Source organism: Leisingera thetidis (assembly GCF_025857195.1).
In the GTDB taxonomy this organism is placed as follows: Bacteria; Pseudomonadota; Alphaproteobacteria; order Rhodobacterales; family Rhodobacteraceae; genus Leisingera; species Leisingera thetidis.
In genome coordinates, this window is the sequence record NZ_CP109787.1 from 3378280 (window position 1) to 3393245 (window position 14966).

Annotated in this window: 15 protein-coding genes; 7 read left to right on the forward strand and 8 right to left on the reverse strand. The window is 65.6% G+C overall.

Translation table 11 applies throughout. From position 1 onward, the window contains the following. The first annotated feature begins 164 nt into the window (after nt 1-164). Nucleotides 165-509, forward strand: coding sequence for a YbaB/EbfC family nucleoid-associated protein (locus OKQ63_RS16295; protein WP_264211096.1), 345 nt, complete (start codon nt 165-167; stop codon nt 507-509). 62 nt (nt 510-571) lie between these two features. On the opposite strand, the gene OKQ63_RS16300 is transcribed toward OKQ63_RS16295, so the two are convergent. Continuing rightward, complete coding sequence (locus OKQ63_RS16300; RefSeq protein ID WP_264211097.1) at nt 572-1075, reverse strand: GNAT family N-acetyltransferase; 504 nt, start codon at nt 1073-1075, stop codon at nt 572-574. Between the two features lie 135 nt (nt 1076-1210). Between OKQ63_RS16300 and recR the strand changes: the two genes are divergently transcribed. Beyond that, nucleotides 1211-1810: a recombination mediator RecR gene (gene recR / locus OKQ63_RS16305; protein ID WP_264211098.1), complete on the forward strand. Its 600-nt coding sequence runs from the start codon at nt 1211-1213 to the stop codon at nt 1808-1810. A gap of 103 nt (nt 1811-1913) precedes the next feature. Here the strand turns inward: recR and ltaE are convergent, their stop codons facing one another. Together ltaE and OKQ63_RS16315 are read right to left on the reverse strand one after the other, a co-directional pair. Continuing rightward, nucleotides 1914-2963 (reverse strand): low-specificity L-threonine aldolase, encoded by a 1050-nt coding sequence (gene ltaE / locus OKQ63_RS16310; RefSeq protein WP_264211099.1) that lies wholly within the window; start codon nt 2961-2963, stop codon nt 1914-1916. After that, the gene (locus tag OKQ63_RS16315) at nt 2960-3637 is read right to left on the reverse strand and encodes a hypothetical protein (protein ID WP_264211100.1); all 678 of its coding nucleotides are present in this window, start codon (nt 3635-3637) and stop codon (nt 2960-2962) included. Before OKQ63_RS16315 ends, ltaE begins: the two co-directional genes overlap by 4 nt. A 137-nt stretch (nt 3638-3774) precedes the next feature. On the opposite strand from OKQ63_RS16315, the gene OKQ63_RS16320 reads away from it, so the two are divergent. Beyond that, on the forward strand, nt 3775-4686 hold the full coding sequence (locus tag OKQ63_RS16320) for a LysR substrate-binding domain-containing protein (RefSeq protein WP_264211101.1): 912 nt from the start codon (nt 3775-3777) through the stop codon (nt 4684-4686). Between the two features lie 162 nt (nt 4687-4848). Here the strand turns inward: OKQ63_RS16320 and OKQ63_RS16325 are convergent, their stop codons facing one another. Further along, complete coding sequence (locus OKQ63_RS16325) at nt 4849-6993, reverse strand: ATP-binding protein (protein WP_264211102.1); 2145 nt, start codon at nt 6991-6993, stop codon at nt 4849-4851. Nucleotides 6994-7298: 305 nt separating this feature from the next. Further along, complete coding sequence (locus OKQ63_RS16330) at nt 7299-8066, reverse strand: DUF1013 domain-containing protein (protein WP_264211103.1); 768 nt, start codon at nt 8064-8066, stop codon at nt 7299-7301. A 144-nt stretch (nt 8067-8210) separates the two neighbouring features. Between OKQ63_RS16330 and OKQ63_RS16335 the strand changes: the two genes are divergently transcribed. Further along, nucleotides 8211-8855 carry a ribonuclease T2 family protein gene (locus tag OKQ63_RS16335; RefSeq protein ID WP_264211104.1) on the forward strand — a complete coding sequence of 215 codons (645 nt, stop codon included), beginning with the start codon at nt 8211-8213 and terminating at the stop codon, nt 8853-8855. Between the two features lie 243 nt (nt 8856-9098). Next, nucleotides 9099-9956, forward strand: a complete 858-nt coding sequence (locus tag OKQ63_RS16340; RefSeq protein WP_264211105.1) for a DUF2189 domain-containing protein — start codon at nt 9099-9101, stop codon at nt 9954-9956. A 62-nt stretch (nt 9957-10018) separates the two neighbouring features. On the opposite strand, the gene OKQ63_RS16345 is transcribed toward OKQ63_RS16340, so the two are convergent. Together OKQ63_RS16345 and OKQ63_RS16350 are read right to left on the reverse strand one after the other, a co-directional pair. Further along, the gene (locus tag OKQ63_RS16345) at nt 10019-11002 is read right to left on the reverse strand and encodes an NAD(P)H-quinone oxidoreductase (protein ID WP_264211106.1); all 984 of its coding nucleotides are present in this window, start codon (nt 11000-11002) and stop codon (nt 10019-10021) included. A 123-nt stretch (nt 11003-11125) separates the two neighbouring features. Continuing rightward, nucleotides 11126-11827, reverse strand: a complete 702-nt coding sequence (locus OKQ63_RS16350; protein WP_264211107.1) for a COQ9 family protein — start codon at nt 11825-11827, stop codon at nt 11126-11128. A gap of 120 nt (nt 11828-11947) precedes the next feature. On the opposite strand from OKQ63_RS16350, the gene rpsU reads away from it, so the two are divergent. Further along, nucleotides 11948-12154 (forward strand): 30S ribosomal protein S21, encoded by a 207-nt coding sequence (gene rpsU, locus OKQ63_RS16355; protein WP_008207378.1) that lies wholly within the window; start codon nt 11948-11950, stop codon nt 12152-12154. A 708-nt stretch (nt 12155-12862) separates the two neighbouring features. Next, nucleotides 12863-13960: a CAP domain-containing protein gene (locus tag OKQ63_RS16360; protein ID WP_264211108.1), complete on the forward strand. Its 1098-nt coding sequence runs from the start codon at nt 12863-12865 to the stop codon at nt 13958-13960. A 67-nt stretch (nt 13961-14027) separates the two neighbouring features. Here OKQ63_RS16360 and ppk2 read toward each other — a convergent pair whose 3' ends face one another. After that, nucleotides 14028-14945 (reverse strand): polyphosphate kinase 2, encoded by a 918-nt coding sequence (ppk2, locus tag OKQ63_RS16365; protein WP_264211109.1) that lies wholly within the window; start codon nt 14943-14945, stop codon nt 14028-14030. Nucleotides 14946-14966 lie beyond the last annotated feature (21 nt).

Below are 14966 nucleotides of genomic sequence, written 5' to 3' on the forward strand. Positions count from 1 at the left end.
TTGCGGGTGCGGCCATCTCCCTGCTGATTGCTCCGGGACCCGGTTCAGCCGGCCGGGACGGGCGGAAGGGTGCCATGCTCCCCTGATCCGGTGAACCTTCCCCCTTGTTTCAGCCCCGCGCGCCCCGTATCTACCCTCCAAACCGGAATCTCAGGAGACTTCAGATGCTCAAAGGCCTCGGCGGTCTTGGCGACATGGCCAAGATGATGAAATCGGCACAGGAACTGCAGGGCAAAATGGCCCAGATGCAGGAAGACCTGCACAACGTGGTGGTCACCGGCGAGGCCGGCGCGGGCCTGGTCAAGGCGACCGCCTCGGCCAAGGGCGACCTCAAAGCGCTGGACATCGATCCGTCGATCTTCAACGGCGACGACAAGGAAGTGGTCGAAGACCTGATCCTGGCCGCGATCAAGGACGCCCAGGCCAAGGCGGCGGAAAAGGCGCAGGAAGAGATGGCCAAGCTGACCGAAAGCATGGGCCTGCCCAAGGACATCAAGCTGCCGTTCTAAGCGGCCGCACGCTTCCATGCTTGAAAGGCGGCCCGTTTGGAGCCGCCTTTTTCTTGCCCGCCTCAGCTCGTCTCCAGCCGGAACTTCAAAAAACGCTGCCCCTCGTAATGCACCTCACCGGCCTGAGCAGCCCCCAGCCGTGCCAGCGGACGCAGATGGCGGCGTGTTGGCGGCAGCAGAAAGGTGACAAAGGGGATGCGCGCATCCCGCCGGGCAAACGCGAGCGCCTTGCGGGCAATGGCCGGCCCCAGGCCAAAGCAGTCCGGCCTCAGCACCAGCCCGAAATCCCATTCGCGTCCCTCTTTCTGGAACCCGCCCCAGCCAAGATAGTCTTGACCGCGCAAGAAAGCCCAATGGCCCAGCCCGTCGCGCTGCCAGCAGGCTTCCTTGGCGGCCGCGAAGTCCCTGGCAGCGGCCTCATCCCAGCTTCCGGTCAGCAACGGCATATGCTCTGCCATCCGTGGATCTGACATGTGGCGGGCAATCTCCTGCGGCGCCACGTCCGTCAGCCGGGCAAAACGCAGCTGCCGCGCCCCGTTTTCCTTTTGCTCTGTGGCACGTCTCATTCCGAACCCTCCGCCGGCCCTGCCAAGGCATACCCCCGGGCAGCAGCAAAACAAACCCCGAACATTTTGCCGCCCTGCCCTTGCGCATCCCCGCTGCAATCAGCCTATATGGCTGGACAGACAAGGGCCCGAGGCATGATCAAGAACTCCACCAGCGACATCGAAGACCTGATTGCCCTGATGGCCAAGCTGCCGGGGCTGGGGCCGCGCTCGGCGCGGCGCGCGGTGCTGCATCTGATCCGCAAACGCGCCCTGTTGCTGACGCCGCTGGCCGACGTGATGAGCGAGGTCGCCGCGACCGCCCGTGAATGCCTCAACTGCGGCAACGTCGGCACCAGCGAGATCTGCCCGATCTGCACCGATGAAGAGCGCGCCAACGGCGAGCTTTGCGTGGTCGAGGATGTGGCCGACCTCTGGGCGATGGAGCGCGCAAGCGTGTTCAAGGGCCGCTACCACGTGCTGGGCGGCACCCTGTCGGCACTGGACGCAGTGGGACCGGAAGATCTGCGCATTCCCCGTTTGGCGGACCGGGTGGCCGCCGAAGGCATCAGCGAGGTCATCCTGGCCCTGAATGCCACCATCGACGGGCAGACCACGGCGCATTACATCGCCGACCTGCTGGAGGGCCGGGTCAGGCTCACCTCGCTGGCGCAAGGCGTGCCGATCGGCGGCGAGCTGGATTATCTGGATGAAGGCACCATCTCCGCGGCGCTGCGGGCGCGGAAGGAAATCTGACGGCGCATCCCGCCGTAAAATTTTTAAGAAAAAATTTTGGCCGGAAAATTTGAATTTTCCGGAGCCGCGCCCGCCTTTGGCGGGCGCGGCCTTCCTCAGCTTGTCAGCCGTAAAAACCCTTGAGCCCCTGAACCGCCCGCGCCAGCGCGCTGTCATCCACGTCCTTGTGCAGCACCATCCGGATCGCGCCGGCGCTGCCGCCGCCGATCACCACCCCCTCCGCCGCCAGATGCGCCCGCAGCGCACCGTTGCGCCCGTCGCCCGGGGTAAAGAACACCATGTTTGTGGCATGGGACACTTCACCGGCACCCAGCCCGCGCAAAACGCTTGCCAGCTCTTCCGCCCGGGCATGGTCCTCCGCCAGCCGGTCCACATTGTGCTCCAGCGCATAAAGCCCGGCCGCCGCCAGTACGCCTGCCTGCCGCATGCCGCCGCCCAGCATCTTGCGCCAGCGCCGCGCCCGCGCGATCAGATCCGCAGGACCGGCCAGAACCGACCCGGCAGGTGCGCCCAGCCCCTTGGACAGGCAGATCGAGACCGTGTCCGCCAGCCCGGCCAGATCCATCTCAGCGCAGCCCAGGGCCGTTGCAGCATTGAAGAACCGCGCGCCGTCCAGATGCACCGCCAGCCCCGCATCGCGCCCGGCCTCAGCCGCCGCCGCCATATCCGCCAAGGGCACCGCCAGCCCGTTGTGGGTGTTCTCCAGCGACAGCAGCCGGCTGACCGCCAAATGGCTGTCATCCTCCTTGACCGCCCCGGCAACCGCCGTTGGATCCAGCGCGCCGTCGCTGCGCACCGGCACCGCACACAGGGCAATGCCGCCCAGCACCGAGGCACCCGCGGCCTCATAGGCATGCACGTGATAATCCGCGCCGGTAATGATTTCCTCGCCGCGCTGGCAATGGGCCAGCAGGCCAACGAGGTTGCTCATGGTGCCGGTCGGCAGGAACAGCGCCGCCGCCTTGCCCAGCCGCTGTGCCAGCGCGGCCTCCAGCCGGTTCACCTGGGGATCCTCGCCATAGACGTCATCGCCCAGCTCTGCCGCCTGTATTGCCCGCATCATGCCCGCATCGGGCCGGGTCACCGTATCGCTGCGCAGATCGCAGAGGGCGTCACCGGCTCCTGCCCCTGCCAGCCCTGCATATTGGCTCATTCCGTCACCTGGTCATAGGCCAGCGCCGCCACGATATGGACACGCCGGGTTTCGCCTCCGTTCAATGCGGTGTGGTAACCGCGGGTGTCAGTGAAATACACCGAGCCGTCCGCTGGCAAGTGGGTGGCGTGATGATTCACGATAAACAGCGACCCCGGATTGGTGAGCACCGGAATATGCAGCCGCGGCTCGGGGTCGCGGTGCCAGGAGTTGCAATTGTACAGCCCCTTGGACAGCACCCGCATGCGTCCGATCGGGAACCGCTTGCCCAGTTCCTGATGCACATGCTCGAAGTAGGTGCCCCTGAACTTGGGATTGAACTCGCTGAAGCCGATCTCCGGCACCAGTTCCTCGCGCGGCTCCTCCACATAACGGCCGTCGGCGCGCAGCCAGTAGCGCCCCGACAGATCATTGGCGGTCCATTCGGTCTGGCCCGGGCGCTGGGTCAGCGGCAGCGCGGCAAAGCCCTGGTCCTGCATGCCGCCCATGAAATCCTCGCGCCTCAGGCAGTCCTCCAACGCCTCCTGCAGCATAGCGATATCGAATCTCAGCTGCAGCCGCCGGATGCCGGGACCGGGTACAAAACCCGCCACCGAGGCGGAGTCGGGCATGCTCTCCATTGCCTGGCTCACGGCCTGCACGTCGGCGTCATTTATCTGCGGCAGAAAGCTCATGTCGCGCGCTCCCTTTTCTCATGCTGTTCGCGTGGGGTGATGCATTCAGCGCCACAATGCCAGGCCGGCACCCGGTGAAAAAGCCGGGTTTCCGCAATCTGTCTTGCAAAAACTGCAACAGGTGGCAGGCTGCCCCTATGCGCCGCAAGATCCCGCCCACCGCTGCCCTCCTGTGTTTCGAAGCCGCCGCCCGGGCCGGCAGCTTTGCTGCAGGCGCGCGTGCGATGAACCTGTCGCAAAGCGCCTTCAGCCGCCAGATCCAGAGCCTGGAGGCGCAGACCGGCCAGACCCTGTTCAAACGCGCCCGCCAGCGGGTGCAGCTGACGGGCGCGGGGCAGATGCTGCTGGAGGAACTCGCCCCGCAGCTGGCGGCGCTGGAGGCCACCTTCTACCGGCTGCGCACCCGCGACAACCCCTATGGCGCGCTCAACATCGGCACGTATCCGACGCTGGGCAGCCGCTGGCTGATGCCGCGCCTGGCGCAGCTCGCCCGGGAACAGCCGCGACTGACCGTCAATACCATCACCTATCTGGACAATACCCAGGTGGACGCCAGCCTTGTTGACCTCGCCATTGTGCAGGGAGATCCGCCTTGGCCGGGTTTCCGGGCGGACCTGCTGATGCCGGAGGCATTGGTTGCGGTTGCCGCCCCCAGCCTGATGGACAGACCCTTGCAATCCGCCGCCCGGCTGCTGGATTTTCCGGCGCTGCAGCACAACACCCGCCCGCTCAGCTGGCAGATCTGGTTCGACGATGCGGGCGAGACGCTGCCCGCCCGCCCCGCCGGCCCGCTGTTCAGCCAGTTCGAAATGCTGATCGACGCGGTGAAATACGGTCACGGCGTGGCCATTCTGCCCGAACTGCTGGTGCGCCGCGAGCTGGCCGAAGGCGCGCTGATCCAGGCCCATGCGCATTGCTGCACCCCTGCCAGCGCCTATTACCTGCTCACCCCGCAAGCCAAGGCCGGCACCAGCCGGATCGAACGGGTCCGCAGCTGGCTGCTGCTGGACTCCGCGGCAAGCCGTGCTCCGCAAACGGTTACTGTCTGAAGCGGCGTCCGGCTCCCCTGCGGGCGGCGATGCGCAGCGGAATCACGGGGTCTGCGCCTGCCGGGCCGGCCTCGGCAGCGATGCCAGGCGCAACCGCGCCGCGGCACATGCGGGCGCGGGAGACCCCGGGTGCCTTCCAAACCTGCCGGCCGCCAGCCGGGGCTAGGTGAACACCGCCTTGTACAGTTTTTCCTTGGTAAAGGGCTTGTCCAGCACCTGGATATCCGCCAGTTCCGGAAACCCTGCCGCTGCCGCGCTGATGGCAAAGCCGCTCATCATCACCGCGTTCAGCCCGGGCTGCAGTGCCAGCAGGCCGGAAAGGGTTTCCCAGCCGCTGCGCCCCGGCATGGTCATGTCGATCACCGCACCGTCAAACGGCCCGTTCGCCTGCAGCTGCGCCAGCGCCGCGTCGTAACCGTCGGCCTGCTGCACCTCGCAGCCGCGCAGCTGCAGCAGCCCGGCCACGGCACGGCGGACCGTATCCTCGTCATCCACCACCAGGATTCGCCGCGCTCCGGCACCGCGCGGCCTTGCGGCAGGCAGCACCGCGCCATCCTGCTGATCCGGCGCGCCGCATGCGGGGAAGTAAAAGCGGAAGGCACTGCCTTCCCCCTTGCGGCTGTCCACCGCCAGACCGCCCTGGTGGCGGCTGATAATTCCCAGCGCCGCGGCCAGGCCAAGACCGCGGCTGCCGGGCTTGGTGGTAAAGAACGGGTCGAAGATCCGGGTGACGGTGTCCTGCCCCATGCCCCCGCCGGTGTCGCGCACCTCGAGCAGCAGGCAGGCACCGGCGGGCATCTTCCGCCCCTTCAGCAGCTTGCGCCGCTCCGCATCGTCCAGACAGGTCCTCCGGGTGGCGATGGTGACAGTACCCGCCCCGGGCCCGATCGCCTCCACTGCATTGAGCACCAGATTCGTCAGCAACTGGCCCACCTGGGCCGGATCCATCCGCGCCGCCAGCTCACCTTCCGCCAGGTCCAGCACCACCGCCTTGCCCTTCCTGCGCTCCACCGGGACCAGCCGCATGGCCTCCCGCACGATCGCGTTCAAGTCGCAGGCCCCCCGCTCCCGGCCGCTGCCGCTGCCGGCATAGTTCAGCAGCTGCCGCACCAGCACGGCCGAATCCTGCAAGCCCTGCTCGACCTCCTGCACGTGCTCTTGTGCCGGGTGCGCTGTCTTCAGATGCGCCAGCGCCAGTTCGGCACGCCCCTGCATCGAGGCCAGAAGATTGTTGAATTCATGGGAAATGGTGCCCGCCAATAGCCCCAGACACTCGGTCTTGCGCTTGATCAGCTGTGCTGCTTCCGCCTGGCGGCGGCGCTTCTCCGCCTTGCGGCGGCGCAGTTCCAGCCCGATCCGGGCGGCAAACAGTGCGATCAGCTCGCTTTCCTGTGTGCGCTGGCTGATTTCCCGGTCATGCTGCAGCGCGAAATGGCCGATCACACTGCCATTTCTGTCCGTCACGGGAATGCCCAGATAGGAATGCAGGTTCTGCGTCCGGAAATGGGCCTGCGACGGGAACGCCTCCTGCAGCCCATCCGGCACCAGAAAATTCTCCGGTCCCTGCAGGCAGGCGCATGGGGTCCCGTCATACGGCACAACCGCGTCCTCCGCCCCGGCCAGCATCCGCCCCTCGGAGCAGCAAGCGAGCACCCGGAAGCAGTCCGGCTTGTCATCGATGCACTCGGCAATGAACGCCGAGCGCACCTTGAGCGCGCCCTGCAGCTGCCCGGCCAGCTGCCGGAAGGCCTCGCGCGGGGACGTCCCGTCCGGGCCTGCGGCCAGCGACGTGAGGGCTGCCAGCGTCTGCAGCCCTGCAATCTCCGCGCCAAGCCGGGGGGCAAACTGCTCCATGACGGCCACGATCTGCTGCGCCGCCCCGTCGCCGATTTCCCGGCGCCAGGCGGCCTGAAGCAGCCCGGCTGTTTCTCCGGCAGAATTTTTCAGCGCCACCCCGGCATAGCTTTGGATGCCTTCCTCGATGAACATCCCGTCATCCGGATACAGCTCCTGCACCCGGCAGGGAAACACATGCGGCGCGCCGCTCAGCACCACATCATGGCAGGGCGTCACGCAAGCCTCATACTCGAAATCGCCCAATTGCTGGCCGTCAAACCAGCTGGCCAGCACCCGGATGCGCTCGGTCTCCATGACCTTCAGCTCACCCACGGTGACCAGATCGGCGCCAAAGCCCTGCGCCAGCTGCTCCACGAAAGCCTGGCAGAACGCCTGGCCGCTCAAGCGCGCCAGCGTTCCCGGATCCAAGCGGCCGCCTTCCCCAAGCGCCGCTGCCCCTGATGCGTCCATAACTTGCACTCCTGCCATCCCTGCACGGACTGGCTTCCCAAGCCAGGCCGCTGGCAACACTCAGTAACTTACTGTCCCCTATGCCTTGGAGCCCCGCCCCGGCAGAAGGGTTTCCCGCACCCTGAAACTTGCAGGCAATCCGGAACACGGCAGCCCCGCAACATCATGCTGCGCAATATATGGGTGCTTAGTCAACATCTTGTAAGGTTGAGACTCAATTCTAACAGAAAAAGCCGCAAATCCGGAGCATCGGATCTGCGGCTTTTTAATGAATTCAGGAACCGGCCTGTCCGGCCCCTAAGGGATCAGAGGCGGGAATCCTCGTCGTCGTCGTCATCATCTCCGCCCGCGGGCAGGTTGAAGAAACTGTCGGCGTCAAGGATTTCCTCTTCCTTCTTCTCGCTGTCCGCAGCCGGGCCGCCGCCCAGGGTAAAGGTTTCAAGACCTTCGATGGCGGTCGGGATTTTCGGCTCGGCGTCCATTTCCAGAGACTGTTCGGTGGACACCAGTTTGCGGCGCTCGTCATCGCTCATCACGCCGCCTTCGGCGGCTTTCTTGGCGGCAGCCTTCTGCACCACGGCATCCAGTTCGGACTGCTTGCACAGGCCCAGCGCCACCGGGTCGATCGGCTGCATGCTGGCGATGTTCCAGTGGGTGCGCTCGCGGATCGACTGGATCGTCGGCTTGGTGGTGCCGACCAGCTTGGCGATCTGGCCGTCGCTGAGCTCGGGGTGGAACTTGACCAGCCACAGGATCGAGTTCGGACGGTCCTGGCGCTTGCTGAGCGGGGTGTAGCGCGGGCCGCGGCGCTTTTCCTCGCCGGCCGCGGCCGGATTGAACTTGAGCTTCAGCTTGTGCAGCGGGTTGCTCTGCGCCTTGTCGATCTCGTCCTGGGTCAGCTGGTTGTTGGCCACCGGGTCAAAGCCCTTGACGCCGACCGCCACTTCGCCATCGGCAATGCCCTGGATCTCCAGCTCGTGCATGCCCACGAAATCCCCAATCTGCTTGAAGCTGATCGTGGTATTGTCCACCAGCCACACGGCGGTTGCCTTGGCCATCAACGGTTTTGCCATGTGCTCATCTCCTTAAAACACTCCGGTCCCCGGATACATCTCTCCCGCCGCCTGAAAGGGCGTCCCCGGCGGGCGGGGCAGGTTTCCGTTGTCGGGGAACTTCTGCCCTATATAGTCGGCTTGATTTCATAAGGAAAGAGGCCAATGCGCAAGTTATTGCTGGGTTTGGCGGCTGTTTTGACGGGTTTTGCCGCGCTTGCCGCAGCAGAGGGCGAGCCGGCCGGGGAGTTCGACTATTACGTGCTGGCGCTCAGCTGGTCGCCGAACTGGTGCGCGCAGGAGGGCGATGCCCGCGGCGCCGAGCAATGCGAGGCCCGCCATGATTTCGGCTGGACCCTGCACGGGCTCTGGCCGCAGTTCCACCGCGGCTGGCCCAGCTACTGCCGCACCGCCGAGGCACCGCCCAGCCGCGCGATGAGCCGCAGTATGGCGGACATTATGGGCAGCGCGGGCCTCGCCTGGCACCAGTGGAAGAAACACGGCACCTGCTCCGGCCTCAGCGCCCGCCGGTATTACACCCTGATGCGCGAGGCCTACACCCGCGTCACCCGCCCCGCCATCTTCCGCAAGCTGGACAAACCCGTCACCCTGCCTGCGTCGGTGGTGGAGGAGGCGTTTCTCAAGGAAAACCCGCAGCTCACGCGCGGCAGCCTGACCATCACCTGCCGGGACGGCGCCATCCAGGAGGCCCGCATCTGCCTGTCCAAGGCGCTCGACCCGGTGCCCTGCGGGCGGGATGCGATCAAGGACTGCACATTGAAGGATGCCCGGTTTGCTCCTGTCCGCTGAACAGCCCGGACAGGGGCGCTGCCCCTCTTGGCTTTGCAGCCAGATGAATAAAGGATCCAGACCTTCTTCTGGCCAAAAATATCCCCGCCGGACGCCGGCGCCACCAGGCGCCCCCGCCTCGCGCAGCAATAAATGGCCCATGAACCACACTTTGCCCGGATTTGTGCTAGTATCATGGTACGTGCCGCACCCGGCCTTGCCTGATCGGCACTTCCGTTTTGCTCAGCGAGGAGGACGAAGCGCATGGCAAAGACAATTGGCAACCCGCTCAGCTGGCTTCTGCAGGGTGCAGAAACCACCGGGCACCATATCAGCGAAACCGTTGGCGAAATGGGCAGCGATGGGGTCAAGGAACTGCCCAAGGCACGCAAGCTGACGATGGACGACATCATCCATTCTCTGGCCGCAGGGCTGGAGGATTTTGCCGCCTGCCGCAGCGACGCGATGTTCCTGGTGCTGTTCTATCCGCTGATCGGCATCGCGCTGATCGTGATGAGCCTGTCGATGAACCTCTTGCCGCTGATCGTGCCGATGATCATGGGCTTTGCCATTCTCGGCCCGGTGGCCGCGGTTGGGCTTTACGAGATGTCCAAACGCCGCGAAGCCGGGTTCGAGCCGCGCTGGATGGATGCCTTTGGCGTCATCCGCTCGCCGTCCTTTGGCGCCATCCTGGTGCTTGGCCTCTATCTGGCGGCGCTGTTCATCGTCTGGCTGGTGGCCGCCGACATGATCTACAGCCGCACCCTGGGGCCGGAACCGCCGGAATCGATCGCAACCTTTGCCGCCGCTGTGGCAACCACCCGCGAGGGCTGGATCATGGCCATTGCCGGCGGTGCGGCGGGCGCGGTCTTTGCCTTTGCGGCATTGGCGATGAGCCTGGTCTCCTTCCCGCTGCTGCTGGACCGCCATACCGGACTGCCGGTGGCGGTGGCCACCTCGATCAAGGTGCTGCGCAAGAACCCGGTGATCTGCATGACATGGGGCGTGATCGTCGGCGTATCGCTGATACTTGGGGCGATCCCCTTCCTCGCCGGGCTGATCATCGTGGTGCCGGTGCTGGGGCATGCCACCTGGCATCTCTACAGGCGCGCCGTGCAATAGCCCCCGAACACACAAAGGGCCGGCAGTTCCGCCGGCCCTTTGCGCATTAAACGCCTGAGGCGTCAGCCCACCTTCAGGACGATCTTGCCGATATGGCCGGAGCTTTCCATCCGGGCATGTGCCGCTGCCGCCTCCTCCAGCGCAAACTCGCTGTCCATCACCGGCGCCACCTTGCCCGCCGCGATCAGCGGCCACACCGCCTCGCGCAGATCTTGGGCGATCCGGGCCTTGGCCAGATCGCTTTGCGGCCGCAGCGTCGAGCCGGTGAGCGTCAGCCGCTTGACCATCATCAGGGCAAAGTTCAGCTCCACCTTCGGCCCCTGCAGGAAGGCGATCTGCACCAGGCGGCCATCCTCGGCCATCGCCTTGACGTTGCGCGGGATATAATCGCCGCCAACCATGTCGAGCACCAGGTCGGCGCCGCCCTCATCCCGCAGCACCTTGACGAAATCCTCGTCACGGTAGTTGATCGCGCGCTCGGCGCCGAGGTCCAGGCAGGCCTGGCATTTCTCGTCCGAGCCGGCGGTGGCAAACACCCGCGCGCCGAATTCCCGGGCCAGCTGGATCGCCGTGGTGCCGATGCCGGAGGAGCCGCCATGCACCAGGAACCGCTCCCCGGCCTTCAGCCCGCCGCGGCTGAAGACATTGGACCAGACGGTAAAGAAGGTCTCCGGCAGGCAGGCCGCCTGTTTCAGGTCTAGCCCCGCAGGCACCGGCAGGCAGTGGGCGGCCGGGGTTGCCACATATTCCGCATAGCCGCCGCCGGGCAGCAGCGCGCAGACCTGATCGCCCGCGGCAACCCCGGTGACGCCTGCCCCCAACGCCACAACCTCGCCCGAGGCTTCCAGCCCCGGCAGGTCGCTGGCGCCCTTGGGCGGGTCATACGCACCCGCGCGCTGCAGCGCATCGGGGCGGTTGACGCCGGCATAGGCCACCTTGATCACCACTTCGCCATGGCCCGGCTGCGGCACCGGGCGCTTGGTCAGCTGCAGCACATCCGGGCCGCCGGGTTTGGTGATTTCCACCGCGCGCATTATCTCTGTCATCGGAAAAAGTCCTCCTGATCCTTGCCCTTGCCTAGCATCCACCACGGCGGGGGCAAACAGCAAAGGCGCCGCACCCTGGCTGGTTTGCGGAACGCCCCGGCGCCCCGCCGGGCTGCGCGGCCTTCAGCGGCGCGGGTTCAGCGAGCCCGGCAGGTCATCGCGGCCTTTTGGCGGTTTGATCTGCTCGGCCAGCCAGTTCGGCCCGACGAGAAACGGCTTCAGCAGCGGGTTCTTCTGCAAACCCGCCTTCAGCTTCTCGAAATCCATCACATTGCCGATCCGCCGCTCCAGGAAATCCCAGGTCGCCTGATGGTCCAGGCTGTCATCGCCCAGCCAGTACAGCACGGTGGCGGAATAGACCCCGGCCAGCGACGCGCGCTTGGTGTACCAGTTCAGATCGTCGGAGCCGTCGCCCAGCGCCTCCCAGATCAGATCGCAGGTGCCCCAGATCGCCTTGACCCCGTCGCCGGCATATTGCGGCAGCGTCAGCAGCGTGGTGCCGCGGCGCACCGCTTCCTTGTCGCAGGCGGCCTCCAGCCGGAACCGCACCGCTGCCGCGACCTTGTCGCGGAACCGCAGGCCGCTCAGATCCTCGGCCGCCAGCCTTGCCAGCATCGCCGAATCGCCGCGCGCGTGATAGGCCAGCGCCAGGTCCACGCCGCCGCGCGGGCAGACCGCATGGGCCAGCACCTCGGGCACCCCGGCATCGTGGCAGGCGGCACGGAAGGTGGCCTCCGACCAGCCGTCGAAGGGCACATGCAGCAGCGCCGCATCCAGCAGTTTTTCCTTGAGATCTTCCTGCGCGTGATCCTGGTTTCCGGTCATCTCAGCCTCCCGCTTTCAGCGTCCTGATACCCTACTAGACAAAATAGCCGGGCTTTGCTATATGGCCATTTCCTGCAAACTTCCTTGCAACTCAAAACTTAGAAAGGTGGTGAATACCACATGCAGGTTAGTGTTCGCGACAACAACGTCGATCAGGCGCTTCGTGCCCTGAAGAAGAAGCTGCAGCGCGAAGGCGTTTTCCGTGAAATGAAGCTCAAGCAGCATTTCGAGAAACCGTCCGAGAAAAAAGCGCGCGAGAAAGCTGAAGCGATCCGCCGTGCCCGTAAACTGGCACGCAAGAAAGCACAGCGCGAAGGTATGCTCTAAGCACACCCTGCTCTCCAGCTTTGGACAGCACTAGAGGCCGGTCTCCGGACCGCCCGAACTTAAGTTCCGACGACCCCCGCGGCCCCGCCCCGGGGGTTTGTCATTTGGAGTAGCCCGAATGGATGGGCAAGCGGGCATGCGGACACACGCAAAGATCGAGAATTATCTCGAATTACACCTTTAGGCTGTATTTCCCGGTTTGCTTCTGCTATACATGGTTCACGGCAGGGCAATTTTGATGCGTTTCCCTAACCAATGCCCCCGCCGGCCGGGCTTGGAACACCCGGTTGATTGAAACCCGGAGCAGGCTGCGCTTCCCCCCAACTATACCGGCGCCGTCTTGGTCCCTGCAAACAAGGCTTTGCCTCTCCGGGTTGCTTTCAATTCCGGGCGCCGCCAGCTCCCCCCTGCCGGCGCCCGGCCTGCATGCTTCCGCTTCCTGCACTGACATGCTCCGCTGCCGGTACCGGCACAGCCGCCGAATCCCCGGCCGCTGCGCGCCTGGCCCGGCAGCGGGATTGCGCCGGCCGCCCGCCTGGCTGCCTGGCGCCGCCATACGCGCAGGAATCCGCGTATCCGCCCCCGCGCTTCGGGCAGAGCTTCGCCGCAAATCCGCCCCGGCACCCTCCTGCCCTTCCGGCGTCTTAATTTTCCGTTAACCGGATGGCGCACCGCCGCACAGCCGGCACACTCACGGAGCAGTTAACGATGTCACAGGCAAGCGAACTCGAGCGCCAGATGCTCGACCTGATCAACGCCGAGCGCACTTCGCGCGGGCTCAACCCGGTGAAGCTGGAGCTGCGCCTCAACGATTCGGCAGAAGACCACAGCGACTGGATGCTGCAGCAGGATGTCTTCTCCCACACCGGCGCCGGCGGCTCCAGCGCAGGCGACCGGATGGCCGACGCAGGCTTCCAGTTCTCCGGCAGCTGGACCTGGGCCGAGAACATCGCCTGGCAGAGCGAGCGCGGCGCCCCCGGCCTCGCCGATGACGTCATCAACCTGCACAACTCGCTGATGAACAGCCCCGGCCACCGCGCCAACATCCTGAATGCCAACGTCGAAGTGATCGGCATTGGCATCGAGCAGGGCAATTTCAACGGCTGGGACGCGGTGATGGTCACCCAGAACTTTGCCCGCACCAGCGCGCCGCTGCAGCTCGACACCGGCGGATCCGGCGGCGGCAGTGGCGGCGGGTCAGGCAGCGGCGCCACCTCCGGCGACGACATTCTGACCCTCAGCAGCGCCGGCAGCCTCAGCGGCCTGGCCGGCGATGATTCCCTGACCGGCAGCAGCGGCAGCGATGAACTCCGCGGCAACGACGGCCGCGACAAGCTGAACGGCATGGGCGGCAGCGATGACCTCAACGGCGGCGTCCAGATCGACACGCTGCGCGGCGGCGATGGCAATGACCTGCTCGACGGCGGCAGCGGCAGTGACCAGCTGCGCGGCAATTCCGGCAACGACGAGCTGAACGGCGGCCGCGGCCATGACAAGCTGTGGGGCGGCACCGGCTCCGACACCCTGGACGGCGGCAATGGCAACGACAAGCTCGCCGGCAAGGGCGGCGGCGACCTCTTTGTGTTCAGCAGCGGCAGCGACACCGTCACCGATTTCAACCCGCAGGCCAGCGGCGAGCGCATCGACCTGGGCAGCGCCACCGGCATCGGCAGCTTCAGCGACCTGATGAGCAATCACACCAGCCAGACCGCAAACGGGCTGCTGATCACCGATGCGGACGGCGACAGCATGCTGCTGGCCGGCATCACCGGGCAGCAGCTGCAGTCAGGCGACTTCCTGTTCTGAATTCCCCACCGGGCAAACAGCAAAGGGGCGTGCTGCGGCGCGCCCCCTTGCGCGTTGGCATCGGGCCTCAATAGACCTTGGGCACATACAGTTCATCCGGCAGAACCTGGCGCTCGTAATCCGGATTGTACTTCCGGTCCGGCAGCACCACCTTCTCGCTCGGCACCTCTTCATAGGGGATTCTGGTCAGCAGGTGCTCGATGCAGTTCAGCCGCTCGCGCTTCTTGTCGTTGCCCTCGACGATGTACCAGGGCGCCTCGGGGATGTTGGTGCGCTTGAACATCGCCTCCTTGGCCTTGGTGTACTGTTCCCAGCGGATCCGGCTTTCCAGGTCCATCGGCGACAGTTTCCACTGTTTCATCGGGTCGTGAATGCGCATCATGAACCGCAGCTGCTGCTCTTCGTCGGTGATCGAGAACCAGTATTTCAGCAGGATGATTCCCGACCGCACCAGCATCCGTTCGAATTCCGGAACGTCCTGAAAGAACTGCTCGACCTGGTCGTCGCTGGCAAAGCCCATCACCCGCTCGACGCCGGCCCGGTTGTACCACGAGCGGTCGAACAGCACGATTTCGCCCCCGGCCGGCAGGTGCGGCACGTAGCGCTGGAAGTACCACTGGCTCTGCTCGCGGCGGTTCGGCGCCGGCAGCGCCACCACCCGCGCCACCCGCGGGTCCAGCCGCTGGGTGATCCGTTTGATCACCCCGCCCTTGCCGGCCGCGTCGCGGCCCTCGAACAGGATGCAGACCTTGGCGCCGGTGTGCTGCACCCAGTCCTGCACCTTGATCAGCTCCGCCTGCAGCCGCAGCAGGTTGCGGAAGTAGACCTGGCGGTCCAGCATCTCCGGATGCTGCTCGCGGTAGATCTTGCGGATTTCCTGGCTCAGCATCGGCTCGGAGAATTCGATCTCGATGTCTTCGTCCAGCGTGTCCTGCAGCTCCGCTTCCAGCCAGTCCAGGGATGCGGTTTCAAATTCGCGGGTCACGGGCAGGTTCCTTCCTGGTGT

Bases quoted from the DNA above. Each gene is read 5' to 3' on its own strand.
- OKQ63_RS16295 (WP_264211096.1), top strand. From the start codon at position 165: ATGCTCAAAGGCCTCGGCGGTCTTGGCGACATGGCCAAGATGATGAAA.
- OKQ63_RS16300 (WP_264211097.1), bottom strand. From the start codon at position 1,075: ATGAGACGTGCCACAGAGCAAAAGGAAAACGGGGCGCGGCAGCTGCGT.
- recR (WP_264211098.1), top strand. From the start codon at position 1,211: ATGATCAAGAACTCCACCAGCGACATCGAAGACCTGATTGCCCTGATG.
- ltaE (WP_264211099.1), bottom strand. From the start codon at position 2,963: ATGAGCCAATATGCAGGGCTGGCAGGGGCAGGAGCCGGTGACGCCCTC.
- OKQ63_RS16315 (WP_264211100.1), bottom strand. From the start codon at position 3,637: ATGAGCTTTCTGCCGCAGATAAATGACGCCGACGTGCAGGCCGTGAGC.
- OKQ63_RS16320 (WP_264211101.1), top strand. From the start codon at position 3,775: ATGCGCCGCAAGATCCCGCCCACCGCTGCCCTCCTGTGTTTCGAAGCC.
- OKQ63_RS16325 (WP_264211102.1), bottom strand. From the start codon at position 6,993: ATGGACGCATCAGGGGCAGCGGCGCTTGGGGAAGGCGGCCGCTTGGAT.
- OKQ63_RS16330 (WP_264211103.1), bottom strand. From the start codon at position 8,066: ATGGCAAAACCGTTGATGGCCAAGGCAACCGCCGTGTGGCTGGTGGAC.
- OKQ63_RS16335 (WP_264211104.1), top strand. From the start codon at position 8,211: ATGCGCAAGTTATTGCTGGGTTTGGCGGCTGTTTTGACGGGTTTTGCC.
- OKQ63_RS16340 (WP_264211105.1), top strand. From the start codon at position 9,099: ATGGCAAAGACAATTGGCAACCCGCTCAGCTGGCTTCTGCAGGGTGCA.
- OKQ63_RS16345 (WP_264211106.1), bottom strand. From the start codon at position 11,002: ATGACAGAGATAATGCGCGCGGTGGAAATCACCAAACCCGGCGGCCCG.
- OKQ63_RS16350 (WP_264211107.1), bottom strand. From the start codon at position 11,827: ATGACCGGAAACCAGGATCACGCGCAGGAAGATCTCAAGGAAAAACTG.
- rpsU (WP_008207378.1), top strand. From the start codon at position 11,948: ATGCAGGTTAGTGTTCGCGACAACAACGTCGATCAGGCGCTTCGTGCC.
- OKQ63_RS16360 (WP_264211108.1), top strand. From the start codon at position 12,863: ATGTCACAGGCAAGCGAACTCGAGCGCCAGATGCTCGACCTGATCAAC.